17 protein-coding genes, 2 tRNA genes and 1 riboswitch are annotated in these 19,626 nt (G+C 30.6%); of the genes, 6 read left to right on the top strand and 13 right to left on the bottom strand.

What is annotated here, in order from left to right; all coding sequences use genetic code 11:
• Nucleotides 1–2: 2 nt before the first annotated feature.
• The 5 genes from CD116_RS02495 to CD116_RS02475 all read right to left on the bottom strand — a co-directional run bounded on the left by CD116_RS02495 (nucleotide 3) and on the right by CD116_RS02475 (nucleotide 4,063).
• Nucleotides 3–1,967 carry a bacteriocin-associated integral membrane family protein gene (locus CD116_RS02495; RefSeq protein ID WP_047550786.1) on the bottom strand — a complete coding sequence of 655 codons (1,965 nt, stop codon included), beginning with the start codon at nucleotides 1,965–1,967 and terminating at the stop codon, nucleotides 3–5.
• A gap of 43 nt (nucleotides 1,968–2,010) precedes the next feature.
• A complete protein-coding gene (locus tag CD116_RS02490; RefSeq protein WP_000790905.1) occupies nucleotides 2,011–2,295 on the bottom strand; it encodes a lactococcin 972 family bacteriocin in 285 nt (94 codons plus the stop codon).
• A 596-nt stretch (nucleotides 2,296–2,891) separates the two neighbouring features.
• Nucleotides 2,892–2,954: a putative holin-like toxin gene (locus CD116_RS14100; RefSeq protein ID WP_240785570.1), complete on the bottom strand. Its 63-nt coding sequence runs from the start codon at nucleotides 2,952–2,954 to the stop codon at nucleotides 2,892–2,894.
• A 315-nt stretch (nucleotides 2,955–3,269) separates the two neighbouring features.
• The gene (locus CD116_RS02480) at nucleotides 3,270–3,872 is read right to left on the bottom strand and encodes a CPBP family glutamic-type intramembrane protease (RefSeq protein WP_047531351.1); all 603 of its coding nucleotides are present in this window, start codon (nucleotides 3,870–3,872) and stop codon (nucleotides 3,270–3,272) included.
• A gap of 14 nt (nucleotides 3,873–3,886) precedes the next feature.
• On the bottom strand, nucleotides 3,887–4,063 hold the full coding sequence (locus CD116_RS02475; RefSeq protein ID WP_000214898.1) for a YkvS family protein: 177 nt from the start codon (nucleotides 4,061–4,063) through the stop codon (nucleotides 3,887–3,889).
• Nucleotides 4,064–4,259: 196 nt separating this feature from the next.
• On the opposite strand from CD116_RS02475, the gene CD116_RS02470 reads away from it, so the two are divergent.
• Complete coding sequence (locus CD116_RS02470; protein ID WP_047531349.1) at nucleotides 4,260–5,246, top strand: lipoate--protein ligase; 987 nt, start codon at nucleotides 4,260–4,262, stop codon at nucleotides 5,244–5,246.
• An 80-nt stretch (nucleotides 5,247–5,326) separates the two neighbouring features.
• Here the strand turns inward: CD116_RS02470 and CD116_RS02465 are convergent, their stop codons facing one another.
• Nucleotides 5,327–5,545, bottom strand: a complete 219-nt coding sequence (locus CD116_RS02465; RefSeq protein ID WP_047531347.1) for an IDEAL domain-containing protein — start codon at nucleotides 5,543–5,545, stop codon at nucleotides 5,327–5,329.
• A 209-nt stretch (nucleotides 5,546–5,754) separates the two neighbouring features.
• On the opposite strand from CD116_RS02465, the gene CD116_RS02460 reads away from it, so the two are divergent.
• The 3 genes from CD116_RS02460 (at nucleotide 5,755) to CD116_RS02450 (ending at nucleotide 6,631) form a co-directional block, all read left to right on the top strand.
• On the top strand, nucleotides 5,755–6,324 hold the full coding sequence (locus CD116_RS02460) for a competence protein ComK (RefSeq protein WP_047424746.1): 570 nt from the start codon (nucleotides 5,755–5,757) through the stop codon (nucleotides 6,322–6,324).
• A 141-nt stretch (nucleotides 6,325–6,465) separates the two neighbouring features.
• Nucleotides 6,466–6,540, top strand: a tRNA-Asn gene (locus CD116_RS02455).
• A 2-nt stretch (nucleotides 6,541–6,542) separates the two neighbouring features.
• Nucleotides 6,543–6,631: transfer RNA gene (locus CD116_RS02450), tRNA-Ser, on the top strand.
• 190 nt (nucleotides 6,632–6,821) lie between these two features.
• On the opposite strand, the gene CD116_RS02445 is transcribed toward CD116_RS02450, so the two are convergent.
• The 7 genes from CD116_RS02445 to CD116_RS02415 form a co-directional block, all read right to left on the bottom strand.
• Nucleotides 6,822–8,330, bottom strand: a complete 1,509-nt coding sequence (locus CD116_RS02445; RefSeq protein WP_047550783.1) for a bifunctional metallophosphatase/5'-nucleotidase — start codon at nucleotides 8,328–8,330, stop codon at nucleotides 6,822–6,824.
• A 138-nt stretch (nucleotides 8,331–8,468) separates the two neighbouring features.
• Nucleotides 8,469–9,827, bottom strand: coding sequence for a TrkH family potassium uptake protein (locus CD116_RS02440; RefSeq protein WP_047424741.1), 1,359 nt, complete (start codon nucleotides 9,825–9,827; stop codon nucleotides 8,469–8,471).
• A 15-nt stretch (nucleotides 9,828–9,842) separates the two neighbouring features.
• On the bottom strand, nucleotides 9,843–12,131 hold the full coding sequence (locus CD116_RS02435; protein WP_167468360.1) for a S1C family serine protease: 2,289 nt from the start codon (nucleotides 12,129–12,131) through the stop codon (nucleotides 9,843–9,845).
• Between the two features lie 228 nt (nucleotides 12,132–12,359).
• A complete protein-coding gene (locus tag CD116_RS02430) occupies nucleotides 12,360–13,163 on the bottom strand; it encodes a TerC family protein (protein ID WP_047424737.1) in 804 nt (267 codons plus the stop codon).
• Nucleotides 13,164–13,237: 74 nt separating this feature from the next.
• A riboswitch (yybP-ykoY riboswitch) is annotated at nucleotides 13,238–13,345 on the bottom strand.
• 125 nt (nucleotides 13,346–13,470) lie between these two features.
• A complete protein-coding gene (locus CD116_RS02425; RefSeq protein WP_047424735.1) occupies nucleotides 13,471–15,033 on the bottom strand; it encodes a peptide chain release factor 3 in 1,563 nt (520 codons plus the stop codon).
• Complete coding sequence (locus CD116_RS02420) at nucleotides 15,033–15,290, bottom strand: YueH family protein (RefSeq protein WP_047531341.1); 258 nt, start codon at nucleotides 15,288–15,290, stop codon at nucleotides 15,033–15,035. The genes CD116_RS02425 and CD116_RS02420 overlap by 1 nt, the downstream gene beginning before the upstream one ends.
• Entirely contained in the window at nucleotides 15,280–16,764 is a 1,485-nt protein-coding gene (locus CD116_RS02415; protein ID WP_047550777.1) for a UDP-N-acetylmuramoyl-L-alanyl-D-glutamate--L-lysine ligase, read from the bottom strand. Before CD116_RS02415 ends, CD116_RS02420 begins: the two co-directional genes overlap by 11 nt.
• Nucleotides 16,765–17,198: 434 nt before the next feature.
• Between CD116_RS02415 and CD116_RS02410 the strand changes: the two genes are divergently transcribed.
• Nucleotides 17,199–18,374, top strand: coding sequence for a diglucosyl diacylglycerol synthase (locus tag CD116_RS02410; protein ID WP_047550774.1), 1,176 nt, complete (start codon nucleotides 17,199–17,201; stop codon nucleotides 18,372–18,374).
• Nucleotides 18,352–19,542, top strand: coding sequence for a lipoteichoic acid biosynthesis MFS flippase LtaA (ltaA, locus tag CD116_RS02405; RefSeq protein WP_047550771.1), 1,191 nt, complete (start codon nucleotides 18,352–18,354; stop codon nucleotides 19,540–19,542). Before CD116_RS02410 ends, ltaA begins: the two co-directional genes overlap by 23 nt.
• Nucleotides 19,543–19,626: the final 84 nt, after the last annotated feature.

The raw sequence follows: 19,626 nt of genomic DNA, 5'->3' as shown, positions 1-19,626 counted from the left end.
AGTTAAAACTCCTTGATAACTTCATTAAAACGTCGGCCATAATAGTGTAGGCTGCAAATCTGCAATAATATTTGAACGACAAGAATCGTTGCAAATATCATCATTATATAGTGAGAATGTAAAATTACATTCGTCAATATTCCAACAAAAACAACAACTATATTATTTATTAATAAGTATTTATAATTGGCTCTTAATGTTGAATAGCCATATAGCTTTTTGATTACGAGTAATTTTCGGTGTTGTTCAAAATAATATTTCACATCAAATAAAATAATAATTACTAAAATGATTGCGATAATGATTTGTGAAAAGTTGAGTACTGTTAACTTCAAATTGTTTTCATGATACATTTCCATCACGCTATCTTTATAATTAGTTATTCCACTGATTTCCCCATCAATATGATACTTTTCAATATTTTTTACTAGCGCGTCATAATTCTTGAATAAATACCCGCCTTGACTGATCATGGCATAATAAAAATCATTCGATAAATCTGATGCCTGAACGTTAACAATGATTGGCGCTTCTATAAATGACAAATGACGGCTATCTCGTGCATCAAATGTAAAAATTCGATAATCATTTTTGTTGATAAACTGTATAGATAACTTATTTTCTTTATTATTTTTATTTTGCACAAATTCAAACCATGAATGATAAGCTTGATTGATTTCATTACGCACTTCATGAAACTTTTGTGGAATAATTACTTCGACATTATTTTTTTGATTTTTTATCGGAATATCAGGTTGAAACTGCTTGTGATAAATCGTCCAAAACTGATTATTTACCAATATTACATTCCCTTCATCAGGTGAAAAGTTGTCACTGTCAGCGGAGTCACCCTTTGGTTTGAATAGAATCGCATTATTTTCTGCTTCACTAGCCTTTACTAATTGTTCTGATCGCACCATATTATCAATTAAACTTTGTTTCGTTTCGTGATAAGGTGCAAATTCAATCGTGTAATAATCATCTAATACATTCCAATATTTCTCAGTTTCCTTTATTTTATTCAAATCTTTAATAACACTAGTATTTTCTATCATTACACTAGCTATTAGTACTAAGAGAATACTTTTACAAACTGTATTAATAAAACGAATCGTTTTAAAGTGCTGTTTACCTTTAATCATATTGGCAATATTTAAATTTAGTAACATTAAGAAAGTCCATATATTAATAACACTAATCGTTAAAATAAAAAGACTTGAAAGGAGAACTAACCTTAATATGAATAAATCTAAATTACCTGTGTAATTTAATATCCAAAGTACACTTGTAGTTAAAAGAATTTGAGTTATGATTAACGTTATCCAATACGTGCATTTCTTTAAAAAATTTTCGAAAATTATTTTTCTTAATGTAAAACCATTTAAATACTTAATCGCATACGCTTTGAAATTAATGTTCTTTTCGAAAATATAATAAATAAAATAAACGATTAAAAGTGCGGATAACGGGACTACTATATTCATTTGTTTAATGACACCAACAGCAATCATCATATGATCTATTTTGTATGATTCAGTAGTAACACCATATTCTTTTAAAAAATTTATGAATTTAGACACGTCAAAATTTTTGTCTTTTACAAAATAACTCCCTTTGATATCTTTTTTTAATAATTCGTCGTCACTTAAATAATGAATGTTATATTTAGCATTAAAAGGAGTGATAGTTGTTGCTTTTGATTTATTAAATACATATATATCTTTATCTACGTTTTTATTTGTATAATTTGAAGTTGATTTATAGATTGCTACGTTCTCATTTTTTGCGAATTGATTTATACGTTTATAAATCTCATTTTTACTATATTTTTTATTCCAGTCAGTTACCGCTATAGGGTATTTAGTATCAGGCAATATTTCTTCGTTTTCTTTATATGTATAAACAAATAACAATATAGCAATTAGAATGAAGATTGTAACATCAAGTATTAATTTGAACCATTTCATGTTGTACCTCTTGCGTTGTTTATTTTGTATGATTATTTAGTATTTAATAAATGTTATAATATGCTCTATTGACCCACCAATTATTTTTAGTAGCTGATGCTTTTGCTTTTACACCAGCTCTTGTATAACCACTAAATGATCTGTATTTTCCAATAGCTGTTGCACCATGTCCTTTATGACCATGATAATAATAAGACCAAACATATTTACTGCCGACACCGTGACTCCAGGTGCCTCCTTCTGCGTATTCTGTAGATGCATAAGCTGCTGTTGATAATCCAAGTGCTAAAGATAAATATAATATAGCGCCAAAAATTTTGTTCTTCATTTAAAAAAACATCTCTTTATATTTAATCTATATCTCTTCATTTAAATTATACAGAATTTTCTGAATATTTTCAAGATGAATTTACCTTTCCACATTTTTACTACTTTATGTTAAGTGGACATCAAAGTATAATTGTATTATATTAAATTGTGCAGTATGTAAATAGACGAATGATTAAATGAGATTTTCTTTAACCATCATTCGTTGTCAAAGTTTTGAAATGATGGTTATTTTTTATTGCTTAAATTAAGTATTGCGACTACTATACCAATGAAAGTTTTATTAATATATAAACTTCATTACATATTCAGTAGAAATCACTTATGTATAAGTACTGCCATAGAATCATAAGTGATTTCTACTATAGTATGATTTTCCTTACAAATCTGGCATGTTTAGTAGGCAATATACGAAAAATACTTCAAAATTTTGTTACACATCTAATAAAAATAGACAATTAAATAAAAGATATGTTACTATAAAAATGTAAAAAGACGACATGCAGGAACATGTCGCCTATTGAGCCCGTTAAAAAGACGGTGACTAAATGAGATTTTCTTTAACCATCATTCGTTGTCAAAGTTTTGAAATGATGGTTATTTTTTATTGTTTAAATTAATTATTGCGACTACTACACCAATGAAAGTGACGATAAACATACCGAAACTTAGCATTAAATGTAATGCGTTTGCAATAGATATCACAATAGGCTTTTCCTTTAAAAAGTGTTAAGTAATGCCATAAGCACCACCCCCCTTTACTCAGATAGCCACCATCAATTCAACTTGCCCACAAAATATTATACCATTTTTATAAAATATTTAGTGATAAAAAACTGACTAAAACATAATCTCAATAATAACCGCTTGCTGTTAAAAATATTTCCACTATAATGAAGCATGCCTTGAATCTTCGTATTGCTATTCTAAAGCAAAAAGCTTTTCTTAGAACACATACGTCTAAGAAAAGCCTATTTAAGCATTAAAAATTAATAACAATATAATAGCTACAATTTGTGCAACGGATGTTGTTGCAATACGTCGAGTATATTCATAACTTAAAGATAATATCACTTGAGCAACAAATATAAATGTCACTATCCACCAATTATCTAAATAGATGAATAATGAACTAGAACAAACTGCAGTTATTATAATAACAGCCCATTTTGGTATTGAAAAATGGGTTAATTCTTTTTGTAAAACAGTTCTCATATATAACTCGTGACACGGAATGACAAAAAGCAATGTTACTAACATTTGCCATTTCCAATTAACACCCGTTCTCGCTAATTCTTTAATTAATGAACTATAACTTAAATTAGAAGTTATAAGTGAGAATAAAAGTTGAAGCATAATTAGAATAATTGCTGTAATAATACCAACACCAATTGATGTAAGCAGCCGCTTAGATTCAATATCTCTTTGATAAAATACATAACTTATACCAGCAATTAACATAATACCTGTATATAAATACCAATACTCTTGGTGTTCGCCCCACATTATAAATAAAATGAGATGAAATATAATAAAACTTATAATAAACCAAGTTAAAGCTTTCGAGATTTTATTCATTATAACTTACCTTCTTATTCAACAATCTTATATCGTTTATGATTGATAACAGTTTTTTCCGGTAAATCAAGGTCATTAAAATTTTCCATAATTGTTAAGTCAACAATAACAGAGTTATCGTTGATTTTTTCAACACGACCTCTTAATCCATCCATAAACTCAACAATGTTACCCACTTCTGCAACAGTCATTTTAAGTCCTCCTTAAATTATAACTAAATTATATTGTACTAAAATTCACTTAACAAATAAACTATTAACAATCAAAAATAATAAAATGTAACTTTAAGCCGATATTTAGAATGATTTGTGAGTAAATAATTGGCATTTTGAGCAAAGTTGAGGCATAAATAAGTAGAGAATATATAGAAATAAGGGAGAGATTGTAATGAAATTTATTAGTAATAATAGTATTACAGATCCAACTTTAAACTTAGCAATGGAAGAATATGTTTTAAAAAATCTACCAGCAGAAGAAAGTTACTTTTTATTTTACATAAATAGACCATCTATCATTGTTGGAAAGAATCAAAATACTATAGAGGAAGTAAATCAATCATATATTGATGCTCATAACATCGATGTAGTTAGAAGAATTTCTGGTGGTGGTGCTGTTTATCATGATACTGGTAATTTAAACTTTAGTTTTATCACAGATGATGATGGTAACAGTTTCCATAATTTCCAAAAATTCACAGAACCAATTGTTCAAGCGCTACAATCTTTAGGCGTAAATGCTGAATTAACTGGTCGTAACGATATTCAAGTTGGACAAGCTAAAATCTCTGGTAACGCCATGGTTAAAGTTAAAAATAGAATGTTTAGTCATGGTACTTTGATGTTAAATAGTGACTTAGACGAAGTTCAGAATGCACTAAAAGTTAATCCAGCTAAGATTAAATCAAAAGGTATTAAATCTGTTCGTAAACGAGTAGCAAATATCCAAGAATTTTTAGATGAACCATTAGCGATTGAAGAATTTAAGAAAATCATCTTGAAAACAATCTTTGGAGAAACTGAAGTAGAAGAATATCACTTAACTGATGAAGATTGGAAAAAAATAGAAAAATTAAGTAATACTAAATATAGAACTTGGGAATGGAATTACGGTAGAAATCCAAAATATAACTTTGAACGCGAGGAAAAATTTGAAAAAGGGTTTGTACAAATTAAGTTTGATGTTAAACGTGGTAAAATCGAACACGCTAAAATTTTCGGTGATTTCTTTGGTGTCGGAGATGTCACTGATCTTGAAAATGCATTAGCCGGTTGTTTACACGACTTTGAACATATAGAAGAAGCACTATCAGAATATGATTTATATCACTATTTTGGTGATATTGATAAAAACGAATTAATTCGATTAATGTCATAAATGATTAAAGGACTATTCTTACATGTATGAAATGTTAAGAATAGTCCTTTTATGATTGCGTTATGGAATTCGAATCAATGTTATTCACCGAGAAATGCCTCCAAATTTTTGTATTCTGTCGTATATTGATTAAATGCTGCTTCATCTTTATTGATGAGTGCATCATCTATGAGTTCTACGAGCTGTCGTTTTCTTACCTCTCGAAGTGCTTCATTGATAATTAATTCAATACCTAAATCATTGACGGTTGTGACAAATGCTTCTAAAGTTGTATGTTTAACATTAGTATTGTATTTCATAGAAATCACTACCTTTCTTTAATTTATAATAAGTATACATTTTTCTAATTTTGAAATCAATGAATATTCTGACTATTAATCAAAAAATATTGTAGTTTTTCACCAAAATAATAACTTGACAATTCGAATTTTTATTATAAAATAACTTTATATCATTAATTTTATTTTTATATTAATGGTTTAAAACTTAATAAAGCGAGGTTTTGCTTATGTATTCACAAAATATTTATGTAATACGTAAAGGAGACATGGTTATTCGACCAGCATTTGATGATGATGATCAAAGAAATGGTAGCGAAATTATCCGGTTTGATAAAACGCGTATACAAAACCCATTTAAAGTCCAAAAAATCATTGAACGCTCTTGCAAATTTTATGGTAATACTTACCTTGGCAAGAAAGCAGAAACAAACCGCATTACTGGAATTTCTAGTAAACCACCTATTTTACTAACACCATTATTTCCAACTTATTTTTTCCCAACTCATTCTGATAGACAACACGAAAACATTTGGCTAAATATGCATTATATCGAAAGTATTAAAGAATTAAAAAATCGTAAATGTAAAGTAACTTTTATTAATAACGAATCAATTATTCTTCATGTTTCATACCACAGTTTATGGCACCAATATAACAATTCCATTTTTTACTACTATATGGTAGACAAACAATCTCGCATGGTTTCTAAAAATCCCGATCAACCTATAGATTATAATAAAGCCACATTAAACGTATTTGAAGCATTAACGCGTTATTCCCTATTCGAAGATAAATAAATTGTTTATTTTTAAAATATGCGGAATGTTTTATAAATATAGTGTAAATGTTCCGCATATTTTTTTATGGTATCTATTGCAAATTAACTTAATCTTGTTATAATAATATTTGTGCTTGATATTCAAACACATATAAATTAATCCACAGTAGCTCAGTGGTAGAGCTATCGGCTGTTAACCGATCGGTCGTAGGTTCGAGTCCTACCTGTGGAGCCATTGGAAACGTACTCAAGTTGGCTGAAGAGGCGCCCCTGCTAAGGGTGTAGGTCGCGAAAGCGGCGCGAGGGTTCGAATCCCTCCGTTTCCGTTTTATGCTTAAATGGTGTATATCATTTAAGCTTTTTTTATTTTCTTTTGTAAAGCATCTATCAAATGTTTGCCAATCAGCTATAATATATATTCTAAAAACCCAAAAACCTTTCCTAGCCAAAATTCTCTAAGAAAGGTTTTTAATTTTTGTTAATATTATCTCTATTTTGTCACGGTACAACGCTTCACTATTTACGAACTATAAAGTTATCTATACAATTAATGCTATAATCCGGATCTTTTAACTTTTCTGCAATCAACGTACTCATTGTCTCCTCATACGACTCATGAACAATTGCATCTTTCAAATAATTTTTGTAATTTCTATAACAATAGTCAGTCATTGTAATTCTATAAGTTTTTTCTAAATTTATATTTTCTAATGCTACACGGTGCCCCGGGTCTCGGCTCATATCAACCTCATAGTTAAACCCTTGCCACATTGTACATAACGTTTCATCAATAATTGTTAAACTTAATTGTTCATCAACAAAATCAAGATGCGAATAACTATATTCCAACATATCTTTAATACTTTGACCATTCACCGTCATATCCATCGGTTTGTCAGGGTAAGGATACGCATGATATAAATCTTCATTTTTAATCTGACCATTTAAGCCTTTCTCACCATTCGTAGGAACATGAACACATGTAATATCATTATCAAATGCAATTTTAATCGCATCATGTAGCAACTGTGCAAATGGATGATTTTGACAAACTAAATCTTGCAAGCCATTAACTGTTATGTTTAATTCATCATTATTTATGACTTCTTGAGACCAAAATGCCACGGCTTTTCTATCATAAAATGTTAAATCAAGTAATTCTTGATTTTCTTCATATTCATTCAAGTCTATTACTTTAGAATCAATATTCTCAACCTCGTAAGTTGTTGTTCGCTTTTTAAAATTAATTGAAAGATGTACAAGTTCTTTTGCATCCTGTCCTGCTTGAACGTAATACGTTTCATGGTCATGACCTACAATTGTTTGATGCTGGTGTGCCGTAATCATTAAATCTATAACACCGATTTCTTCCATTAATTTTTCCGCTTCATTTGAATTTGCTTTTTTATTTTTTGTGTTATTACTAATTTTATTCAGCCCACCATGATAAATAACTATTAAAAAGTCAGGTTCCTCAACCTCATGTATATATCTAATCCAACGTTTAGATGCTAATAAAGTTTTTTCAATAGTAACATCTTGCTCCATTTCTGAATACTCATTTTCCATTAGACCATCTGCAGTGACCCCTACGATTGCGATTTTTAAATCTCCGAAATTCTTAATACAGTACGGTGTTGAAAAATAAGGTTCCTTAGTAACATTATATTCTATATTAGCTGATAACCATGGAAAACGCGCAAGTGCAATCGATCGTGTTAAAAATGATAATCCGAATTTAAATTCACTTGGACTTACACCGCTTGCATCATAATGCATTCGATTCATTAACTTAATCATAGGGTGACGTTTGTAAGGTGCAACAATTGCATAATAATATGCTGCTAGAGAACCAGCTAAACTACCTCCACTATCTAACAAAATTACACGATGGTTTTGTGATCTAACTTGGTTAACATAAGTACCTGCTCTATAAATATTAGAACCATAATCTCCATTTAAAAAATGGCTATGCATATCTGACGTAGTTAAGATTTCTATATTAATATTCTCATTCATTTCCATCTCGTTACACCTCTCATTGTTTATAGTTTACCATGTTCAATACTAATCTTCTTATATAATAAGTTGAAAATACTAACCAAAAAAGCAATCTAAGTTCAAGTTAAAATCTACAATAACTAAACTTAAATTGCTTGTATATTATCCTATTTGTATACGCTCTTTTGGATAATGGAATTTATCTGGTTCTCTTCGTCCTGCAATCATTATAATGAATGATATCAATCCGACACGTCCGATAAACATTAATACCATTAGTACAACCTTTGAAACGTCACTGATATCACTCGTGACATCAAGTGAAAGCCCACAAGTACCAAATGCAGACATAACTTCAAAAAATACTTGTAAAAATGTTAACTTACCATTTTCAGTAGCTGAAATAATAAGCATACCTAAGAATGTTAAAATTGTTGCCATTGTAAATACTGCAAATGACCGTTGAATATCCATAATGTGTACTTCTCTATTGAAAACTTTAATTGATGTTTTGTCAGCATTATTACTAAAGTTAATTAAAAATAAAATTAAAATTGCAAACGTCGTAGTACGAATACCACCACCTACTGAACTTGGCGAAGAACCAATAAACATTAAAATTCCCATAATGATGTTTGTAGGATCACTTAGCGTTGTTACATCAATAGTTTGTAAGCCAGCACTTCTCGTTGTCGCCGATTGAAATAACGAATAGAATAATGATTGATGCCAACTCAAACCTTTAAATGCATGGTTATGTTCAAATAATAATATGGCTAAAACGCCTATAATAAATAAGAAAAAATATGTTGATGTCGTAATTTTTGTAAATAATGAAAATCTAAAATTCGTAACTCTATTTTGTATATAAGCTTTTACTTCTAATAATACTGGAAAACCGATAGATCCTAATATAATTAAAAAAATTACAATACCTTGCACAAAGTAGTCATGCGCATATGGTATTAATGATTTACCTGTAATATCTAATCCACCATTTGTCGTTGCAGAAATGGAGACAAAAACGCCTTGCATTATTGCATACTTTAAATCCGGATTATCTCGATAAAAGTAAAAGGCTAATAACATAGCACCTACAAGCTCGATGACAAATATTGATTTTACAATATCGATAATTAACTTTACCGTCCCACTCATCGTGTTTTTATTATTATCTAACATAATTAACTGACGTTCTCTAATTCCAATATGTTTACCTAATACAACCCATAACATTGTACCAATTGCCATTACACCAATCCCACCAATATTTAAAATAACGAGAATGATTAATTGACCAAATGTAGAGTATGTATCAACAATACTTATTGGAGATAACCCAGTAACACTTATACCAGAAACAGCAACAAACAATGTGTCAATAGGATTTACTTCTACACCAGGCTTATGAACATACGGTAAGTTTAATAATAAAAATGCAACGATGATGGCAACAATGTAATACAACACAATACCTTGTTGAGGACTAGATCTTTTTATAAACTGGCTAAAAATTGACACGCTATCACCTCAACATTATTTTAGTTTAATATCTATTTCTTTTTCTTTACCATCTCTATAAATTTTAGCGGTAACTGATTTCAAATCATCTTTGTGGCTAAATATAATTTGTCTAAAGCGCAAATCATCTTCTAAAAGTTTACCATCTACTTCAACAATGACATCTCCACGTTTTAGACCTGATTGTTCTGCTAAACCTTTATTGTCAACCTGTTCTAAAACAACACCATTTTTAATACTACCTGGTAATTTTGTTGCTTGTCTTTCATAACTATTCAGATTGGCAATATTCTTCATTTTAACACCTACATCAGGATAGTCAATTTTACCCTTTTGTTCTAAATCTTTCGTAATCTTTTGAACTTCATTAACTGGAATTGCAAATGCCATATTTTCCACATTCTGCATACTAATTTTAGCAGCGACAACACCAATTAACTTACCTTCTCTATTCACAACAGCACCACCGGAGTTCCCAGGATTTACTGATGCATCGACTTGAAATGCTTTCATTAACATGTCATATTTATTATCTTTATCAAAATCAATTGGCACATTTCTGTTAAGACCTGAAATGATTCCTTCAGTTACTGTCCCTTTAAAATCGATACCTAATGGATTTCCAACAACTAATATTGGCTCTCCTAAAACTAAATTATTTGAGTCACCAATCTCTATTTCTTTTACTGAACTATCTGAAGATGTTGCTTTTACTACTGCTAAATCAGACCACTTGTCTTTTCCTAATACTTTTCCGACAACACTCTTATTATTAGCAAATGTTATTTTTTGATTTTCTTTATCACCAACAACATGTGCATTCGTTACTATATATAATGTATCTCCAGATTTTTTATATACAACACCTGAACCAACTTCATCTTGTGAAGCTTTATCTTTAGGTAATGAAGAATCCTTTGATGTTTCATTTTCTACAGTAACAACTGATTTAACGGTATTATTAGCATTTTTCATAGTATTAGTATATTTTTGAGCATCTGTATCAGTACTATCATTCATTCGATCATTTTTATTCACATTATTAAATATTGCATTTAAAATGATAATCAAAATGATAATTCCAATTAAAATGATTAATTTAGGCCAATACATCAGCCAAAACTGTTTCACTACGCCACCAAATTCATTGCGTGATTCATTTTTACTTTCTGACTTAGATGCACGATGCTTTGGTGTTTTGTTGTGTACAGATGATGCATTGTTCACTTGCTGCTTTTTATTATTTTTAATATTATTCTTATCAATGGTCTTATGGTTATCACGTTGCGCCTTAGACTTTGCTTCTTTATTCTGATCATTTGTATTAAAAAACATTTCAGATTGTTTAAAACTGTTATCATCATTTTCAGCTTGTTCTATTTCATTTCTATTTTTATCAGGATTATCAGTTGTTTCATGTACTCGCTTTTGATTTAAAAATTCATCTTTTTGTACTTTAGTTACATCATCATTATCCTTAGAACCAGCTTCATTAACATTTTCTATTTTAAAATCACTTATTTTATTATCATCTGTTAGATTTTCCTGAATTTGTTGCCTTTTCAATTTTTGCTCTTCTGGTAATGTTAATGGTTTTTGATTATCTTTATCATTTTGCTGTTCTAACTTATTCGGTTTTTTATTTGAAGCTTCTGATGATGTATCAAAATGCGAATTACGCTGTTCGTCATCTTTTGATGATAACGAAACTGCAGTATGCTCAGTACTATCTTTGGTAAATTTAGTTGAATCTACATGAGTAAAGTCTTTTTTGTTATCTTTTGATGCACTTAAATCCAATTGTTGCTGTTTTCCTTCTGCATCATTTTTATTTGAATCAGTGTGTAATGATTCATTTATAATTTTTGAGTTATCCTTAGATTTATTGACAACTTTGTTATCTTTTTCATGTAATTTCTCACCTTCAAAAGTTTTATCTTTAGAATTTTCCAAATCCATCTTTTGATTCAAACCATCTTTTACATTATTACTTTCTTTATTATCAGAAGTTTTATTAAACATTGCATGATTCTTAGTAACTTCTTGTAATTTACTGTCGTCAGGTTTTTGCTTTTCTAAGTGCGATGACAAACTGTTTTTAAACCTTTCATGTTTATATTTAGTATTTTTATGTATTTGTTTATCTTCTTGTTGAGATGTTCTATCCTCAGTTTTATGTGTATTGTCTTGTTGTTTAATTTTTTCTTCTCTGTCTTCGTTGTGGAAGAATTCACGACGCTTACGTCGGTACTGACTTTTGGGAATTACATGTTTTTTACCAATATCCACTAATGTCCACTCCATTCAATAAAATCACTTTTCATTATGACACATTAGCACTTAATTTGCTTTAAAATCTATACAATTTCTATGGAAAAAATACTATAAATGCATGACTCAGCTTATGATAGGACATACTCATTGTTACATTAGTTAAAACTTACAAAGTAATTTTAAAACAAAATATTTCCCCAGCAGATATATTAAAAAGAACAACCTTAAAATAAATTAAGATTGTTCTCTACTAAAATGTTATTTATGAGATTTTTTATTTTTAACGACTGATCCTAACCAACCTATAACAACTAAACCAATTAAAACAGTCCAGAAGATTGATTGCCATAGTACCCCGTGTGGGAAATGTTCAGGTAATACTGCAATATCAGGATGTGCAAGTACCATAACAACTAATTTAATACCTACCCAACCAACTATTGCGAATGCAGCACCTTCTAATCCAGGATATTTATTTAGAAGTTCAACAAACCAAGTTGCTGCATAACGCATTAGAATAACACCAATCATTCCACCTAGAAACATTACTACGAACTGACCTAAGTCCATACCACCAAAGTGAATACCAACTTTAGGAAGTGTTACAGCAATAGCTAAAGCAGCAAGCATAGAATCAATGGCAAATGCGATATCTGCAAATTCTATTTTTAACACAGTTCCCCAGAATGATTTGTTACTCGCTTTAATCTCTTCACCAGATTCATCATAATGATGATCATCTCCAGCTTCAGGACTTTCAATTTCTGGGTGTTTAAAGAACTGCCACAGATTTTTGATTGACATATAAATTAAGTAAACTGCACCTGCTGCTTGAATAAACCAAAAGTTCGCGATAATACTAATTAAGAATAATGCTAAAAATCTAAATACAAATGCACCTAATAAACCATAGAACAAAGCTTTTTTACGTTGTTCTGGCGGCAAATGCTTAACCATTACAGCCATAACAATCGCGTTATCTGCTGCTAATAAGCCTTCTAAAAATACTAAAACGACAAGTACCCACAAATAAGGTAAGATCAAACTTGGATCCATAAACATGTACAACTCCTTTAAATAAATAAGTTAAGTACAAACAAAAAGACCTATGCTAAATAAATAGCAAAGGTCTCACTAAGCAATGTTAATTGCCCACTTTACCGGAAGATATCTTCGTAATGACGATAAAGTGTCGAATCATATACACGTCCATGATTCTTAAGTTACTCCCCTCTGACAAAATGTCATAGGTTATTCATTTGATAAATCATAGTATACCGTTTTCCATTAAAATATACAATTTATTTTTCTTAATTATTCCAATATATTTTCAATTTATTCACGTGAATTTTTGTATTAAAATACGGTGTTAAAGCAAACTATACAATTTAATTTCTGGAAATTTTTCTTCGAACCAACGTGTAGCAAATTCATTTTCAAATAAGAATACTAATTCATCATATCTATCCTTCACTAGGATTGATCTCGAAGTATTCATTTTATCAGTAATTTTATCTTCATTTTCAATCCATCGTGCAATTTTACGACCAACTGGTTCCATAACAACATCAACGTTGTATTCATTTTTCATTCGATGCTCAAACACTTCAAACTGTAGTTGGCCAACTGCCCCTAAAATGATTTGATTTGTATGCAACGTTTTATAGTATTGAATCGCACCTTCTTGTACTAATTGTTCAATACCTTTATGGAAATGCTTCTGCTTCATGACGTTTTTAGCAGAAACTTTCATAAAAATTTCTGGCGTAAATTGCGGTAAATCTTGGAAACTGTACGTTTGTTTTCCACCAACTAAAGTATCTCCAATTTGATAATTACCAGTATCATATAGTCCAATGATATCGCCTGCTACAGCATGATTCACAGTTTCTTTATCATCTGCCATAAATGACGTTGAACGTGTGATTTTTTGCTTTTTATTAGTACGCTGCAAAGTGACATCCATACCTCGTTCAAATGCACCACTAACTACACGCATAAAGGCAATTCTATCACGGTGTTTAGGGTCCATATTGGCTTGAATTTTAAAGATAAATCCTGAAAATGCATCATCGAAAGGACTTACTTCAATGTCTTCTTTAGTTTGTCGTGCATTTGGCATTGGTGCAAAATCAACATATGCGTTTAAGAAGTTTTGTACACCAAAGTTAGCTAAAGCTGAACCGAAAAATACAGGAGTTAAGTCTCCGCTCAACAGCGCGTCATTATCAAAGGCTTCACCAGCTTCTTCAACTAACATTAATTCTTCAATTGCTTGCTCAAAAGCACTATCATTTGTAATAGGATGTGCTTCTTCTAATTCAAAATCATCATTTAAATGCAAAATATTTTCTTCATCTCTAAATGGTTCAATTGTTTTTGATTTTCTATCAATAATGCCGAAGAAGTTTTGTCCCATACCAATCGGCCAATTCATTGGGTATGTTTCAATATTTAACGTTTCTTCGATTTCATCTAATAATTCAAACGGTTCTTTACCAACACGGTCTAATTTATTAATGAATGTGAAAATTGGAATTCCACGCATTTTACAAACTTTAAATAATTTTAGTGTTTGGGGTTCAATACCTTTAGCACAGTCAATAACCATTACTGCACTATCAACAGCCATTAACGTACGATACGTATCTTCTGAAAAATCTTCATGCCCCGGTGTGTCTAAAATATTAATTTTATAGTCATCATAATCAAATTGCATAACTGAACTTGTTACTGAGATACCACGTTCTTGTTCAACTTTCATCCAGTCACTCGTTGCAAATTTTCCAGTCTTTTTCCCCTTAACAGTCCCAGCTTCACGAATTGCACCACTAAAATATAGTAATTTTTCAGTTAATGTTGTTTTACCAGCATCGGGATGTGAAATAATCGCAAAAGTCTTTCTAGACTCAACTTCTTGCTTTAAATTCATTATTCTTTCTCCTTTTTATATGTTTCTATCCAATCTGTCATTTGTAATGCAATCATCTCAGATTCTTCTTCATCTTTAAAAACAAATAATTGCATGAGCAATGCTTCAATACATGTATCTCGATCAATTATCTCTGCCATTTCTAATTGATAAGACCAAAACCAATCAGGTACAGCAATGACCATTTGGCTATTGATTGACTCAAATATATAAACATCAATTAATTTACCTTCATCAGTGAGTGACTTATTGATCAACTGAGCCACCGCCGAACTTTTTGTATGCCGCTTCGAGTCCTATCAAATCATCTCTATGAGGCACTTTGATATGTCCTGGCATAATTTGATAAGGTTCTCTTCCTTTTGATGCTAATACAACTGTGTCTCCTGGGTTTGCTACTTCTATTGCATGTTTAATACCTTCGGCGCGATCATCAAACTCAATATAATTTTGATGAGTTGCACCTTTTGCTAATTCAGCGGTCAACATTTTCGGGTCATCATTTGCCGGATTATCCGGTGTGAAAATGACATAATCTGCACGACAGGCAACTCGCCCCATTTCAGGCGTTTTAGTCAAATCACGTTCGCCTGCCATACCAACTAAAAATATTAACTTTTGCTTTACAAAAGGCTGTACTGCATCGATTAATTTGTTCATACCATCAGCTGTATGTGCATAATCGATAATTAAATCAATAGGTAACGAAGGATCTAAAACTTCTAATCGCCCTTCAACAGGTTCTAAATTTTCAACAGCTTTAATAATCGTTTCTAAAGACGTACCTTTACTCCACACCGCAATCATTGCCGCCATAATATTAGAAATATTAAACTTACCAACATAAGGCGATTTTACTGGGTAAGTTCCAAAAGGCGTTACAAAATCAAAGCTGACACCTTGTAAAGATTCTTGAATATTTTTAGCCATAAATTGGGCTTCCTCATCAATTCCATAACTAAATACTTCATAAGGCGTCACTGTTCTTAAATACTCAGAAAATGAATCGTCATTGTTTAACACGACATACTTTTCTTTCGACAAATCTTCACCTAATTGACTAAACAATAAAGACTTCGCGTGTCCGTATGCTTCCATTGTGCCGTGAAAATCTAAATGGTCTTGTGTTAAATTTGAGAAGATTGCAACATCAAATTCAACGCCTCGTAAACGTCCTAATACTAATCCATGACTCGACACTTCTAAAGTCATTGATTCAGCTCCTGCATCAACAGCTTCCTTAATTTTCTTTGTTAAAGAGACTGTTTCAGGCGTTGTATTCGCACCTTTAGTCTTTGTTTCGTTTATTTGAAAACCATTCGTACCTAAATAAGCACTATTTTTTTGTAACTTCCTTTGAATTAAATGAATCATCGTAGCAATAGATGTTTTACCATTTGTTCCTGTTACACCATAAGTTACCAATTGGTGGCTAGGATATTCAAATAATGTATGCGCTAGAATGCTAGCTGCTCTTAATGTGTCTGGTACAACCACTTGTGCAACATTTTCTGGAAGGGGTTGTTCTTTATTAACTACTACTAATGTACAACCTTGTTCAACAACATTTTCACAAAACTTATGACTGTCAACAGTATATCCAACAGATGCTACAAATATACTTCCTTTTCTCGCTGTACGTGAGTCAGTTGTGATATCATCTACCTGTTGTTCTAAAGAACCCAAAACACGTTTTACTTTAATTTTTTTAAACAACATACTTGCATCCAAACTGAACCGCTCCTTTTTTTACAATATATTTATTATACACGTTTTACTGAGGTTAATAAATTTATAATTTTTCACATATAAGATTCATCAATCAATATTTTCTACTTTCTTCTATTATATAATCAATTTCAATAGTCCTATTTGTTTATTCAATGTTTTAAAATGATGAAACAACATACACATAAAGCATATTATCAAGCATATCCATAATTGTTTCAAAAAATATGCTATAATTGTTTACTGGATAATTTTAAATATACAAATAAAACATCTAACAATATATTTCTTTATGATATAAGGTTTTATTCTGTATGATCTCATCCTATGATAAAAACACTATAATTGTAACGAGTTTGTGTCTTTATTCCTTTTATAATGCTATAAAATAAGTTACACTTAAATAAAATTTTCAAACTAACGGAGGGTGGCTATTGATGGTTACTCAAAATAAAAAGATATTGATTATTACTGGCTCGTTCGGTAACGGTCATATGCAAGTTACTCAAAGTATTGTTAATCAACTTAATGATATGAATTTAAACCATTTAAGCGTTATCGAGCACGATTTATTTATGGAAGCTCATCCAATTTTGACTTCTATTTGCAAAAAATGGTATATCAATAGCTTTAAATATTTTAGAAATATGTACAAAGGGTTTTATTACAGCCGCCCAGATAAATTAGATAAATGTTTTTACAAATATTATGGTCTTAACAAACTAATTAATTTATTGATAAAAGAAAAGCCAGATTTAATTTTGTTGACGTTCCCTACTCCAGTCATGTCAGTACTTACGGAACAATTTAATATCAATATTCCAGTCGCAACAATAATGACAGATTATCGCTTACATAAAAACTGGATTACACCACATTCAACAAGATATTATGTTGCAACCGAAGAAACGAAACGAGACTTTGAAAATGTAGGTATAGATTCTGCAACCATCAAAGTAACTGGTATTCCAATTGATAACAAATTTGAAATGCCAATAAATCAAAAGCAATGGTTAATAGACAACAAATTAGATCCAGACAAACAAACTATTTTAATGTCTGCTGGAGCTTTTGGTGTATCTAAAGGTTTTGACACGATGATAACCGATATATTAGCGAAAAGTGAGAATGCACAAGTAGTTATGATTTGTGGTAAAAGTAAAGAATTGAAACGTTCCCTTTCAGCTAAATTTAAGTCAAATGATAATGTATTAATCTTAGGCTATACCAAACATATGAACGAATGGATGGCATCGAGTCAACTAATGATTACAAAGCCTGGAGGTATTACAATAACAGAAGCTTTCGCTCGCTGTATTCCAATGATTTTCCTAAATCCTGCTCCTGGTCAAGAGCTTGAAAATGCCCTTTACTTTGAAGAAAAAGGATTTGGTAAAATTGCTAATACTCCAGAAGAAGCAATAAAGATTGTAGCAAATTTAACGAATGGTAATGAACAACTTTCCCAAATGATTAATACAATGGAACAAGATAAAATTGAGTATGCTACACAAAAAATTTGTAATGATTTACTCGATTTAATTGGTCATTCATCACAACCACAAGAAATTTATGGAAAGGTTCCTTTATATGCAAGATTCTTCGTTAAATAATTATGCTAACCATAAAAATTTCGTTATAATGCTTATAATCTTATTTTTAATGGAATTTGCTAGAGGTATGTATATATTAAGTTATATTAACTTCTTACCTACTGTTACATCCATTGCTGTAGCAATAACGTCTCTAGCATTTTCAATACATTTTATTGCTGATGCTTCAACCAACTTTGTCATAGGATTTTTACTCAAAAAATTTGGTACAAAAATAGTCTTAACTTCTGGGTTTATCTTAGCATTTACAAGTTTATTTTTAGTTATTTGGTTTCCAGCATCACCATTTGTTATCATATTTAGTGCAATGATGCTGGGTGTTGCAGTTAGTCCTATTTGGGTAATTATGTTATCCAGCGTCGAAGAAAATAAACGTGGCAAGCAAATGGGTTATGTATACTTTTCATGGTTATTAGGTCTTTTAGTAGGTATGGTGTTTATGAATCTACTTATCAAACTGCATCCAACACGCTTCGCCTTTATGATGGCGTTAGTCGTTTTAATTGCATGGATATTATATTATTTTGTCGATGTAAAGTTAACAAATTATAATACTCGTCCAGTTAAAGCACAATTGAGACAAATTGTTGATGTGACAAAGCGCCATTTATTGTTGTTCCCTGGTATTCTTTTACAAGGTGCCGCAATTGCTGCCCTAGTTCCTATATTGCCTACATATGCTACTAAGGTTATTAATGTAAGCACAATTGAATATACTGTTGCAATCATTATTGGTGGTATCGGCTGTGCAGTATCAATGCTATTTTTATCTAAACTAATAGATAACCGTAGTAGAAACTTTATGTATAGTGTTATACTAAGCGGATTTATGTTATACATGATATTAATTTTTACCCTATCAGTGATTGTTAATATTCATATCGTGTGGATTATCTCTTTAGCTATCGGTCTAATGTATGGCATCTTATTACCAGCATGGAATACCTTTATGGCACGCTTTATCAAATCAGATGAACAAGAAGAAACTTGGGGTGTTTTTAATAGCATTCAAGGATTCGGTTCAATGATCGGTCCATTATTTGGCGGATTAATTACACAATTTACCAACAATTTAAATAATACATTTTATTTTTCGGCTTTAATCTTTTTAGTCTTAGCTGTATTTTATGGTAGCTACTTTATAGCAAATCGAGAAAAAGCTAAGTAAGGTTAACACGTATTTTAAAATAAAGAAAATGTGCTTGGGACATTAAGTTCTTAGGCAATGTAAAAAAGCTGATTTCTATTAATT

Source organism: Staphylococcus schweitzeri (assembly GCF_002902405.1).
GTDB classification, from domain to species: domain Bacteria; phylum Bacillota; class Bacilli; order Staphylococcales; family Staphylococcaceae; genus Staphylococcus; species Staphylococcus schweitzeri.
This window is presented reverse-complemented; position numbering and strand designations above follow the sequence as displayed.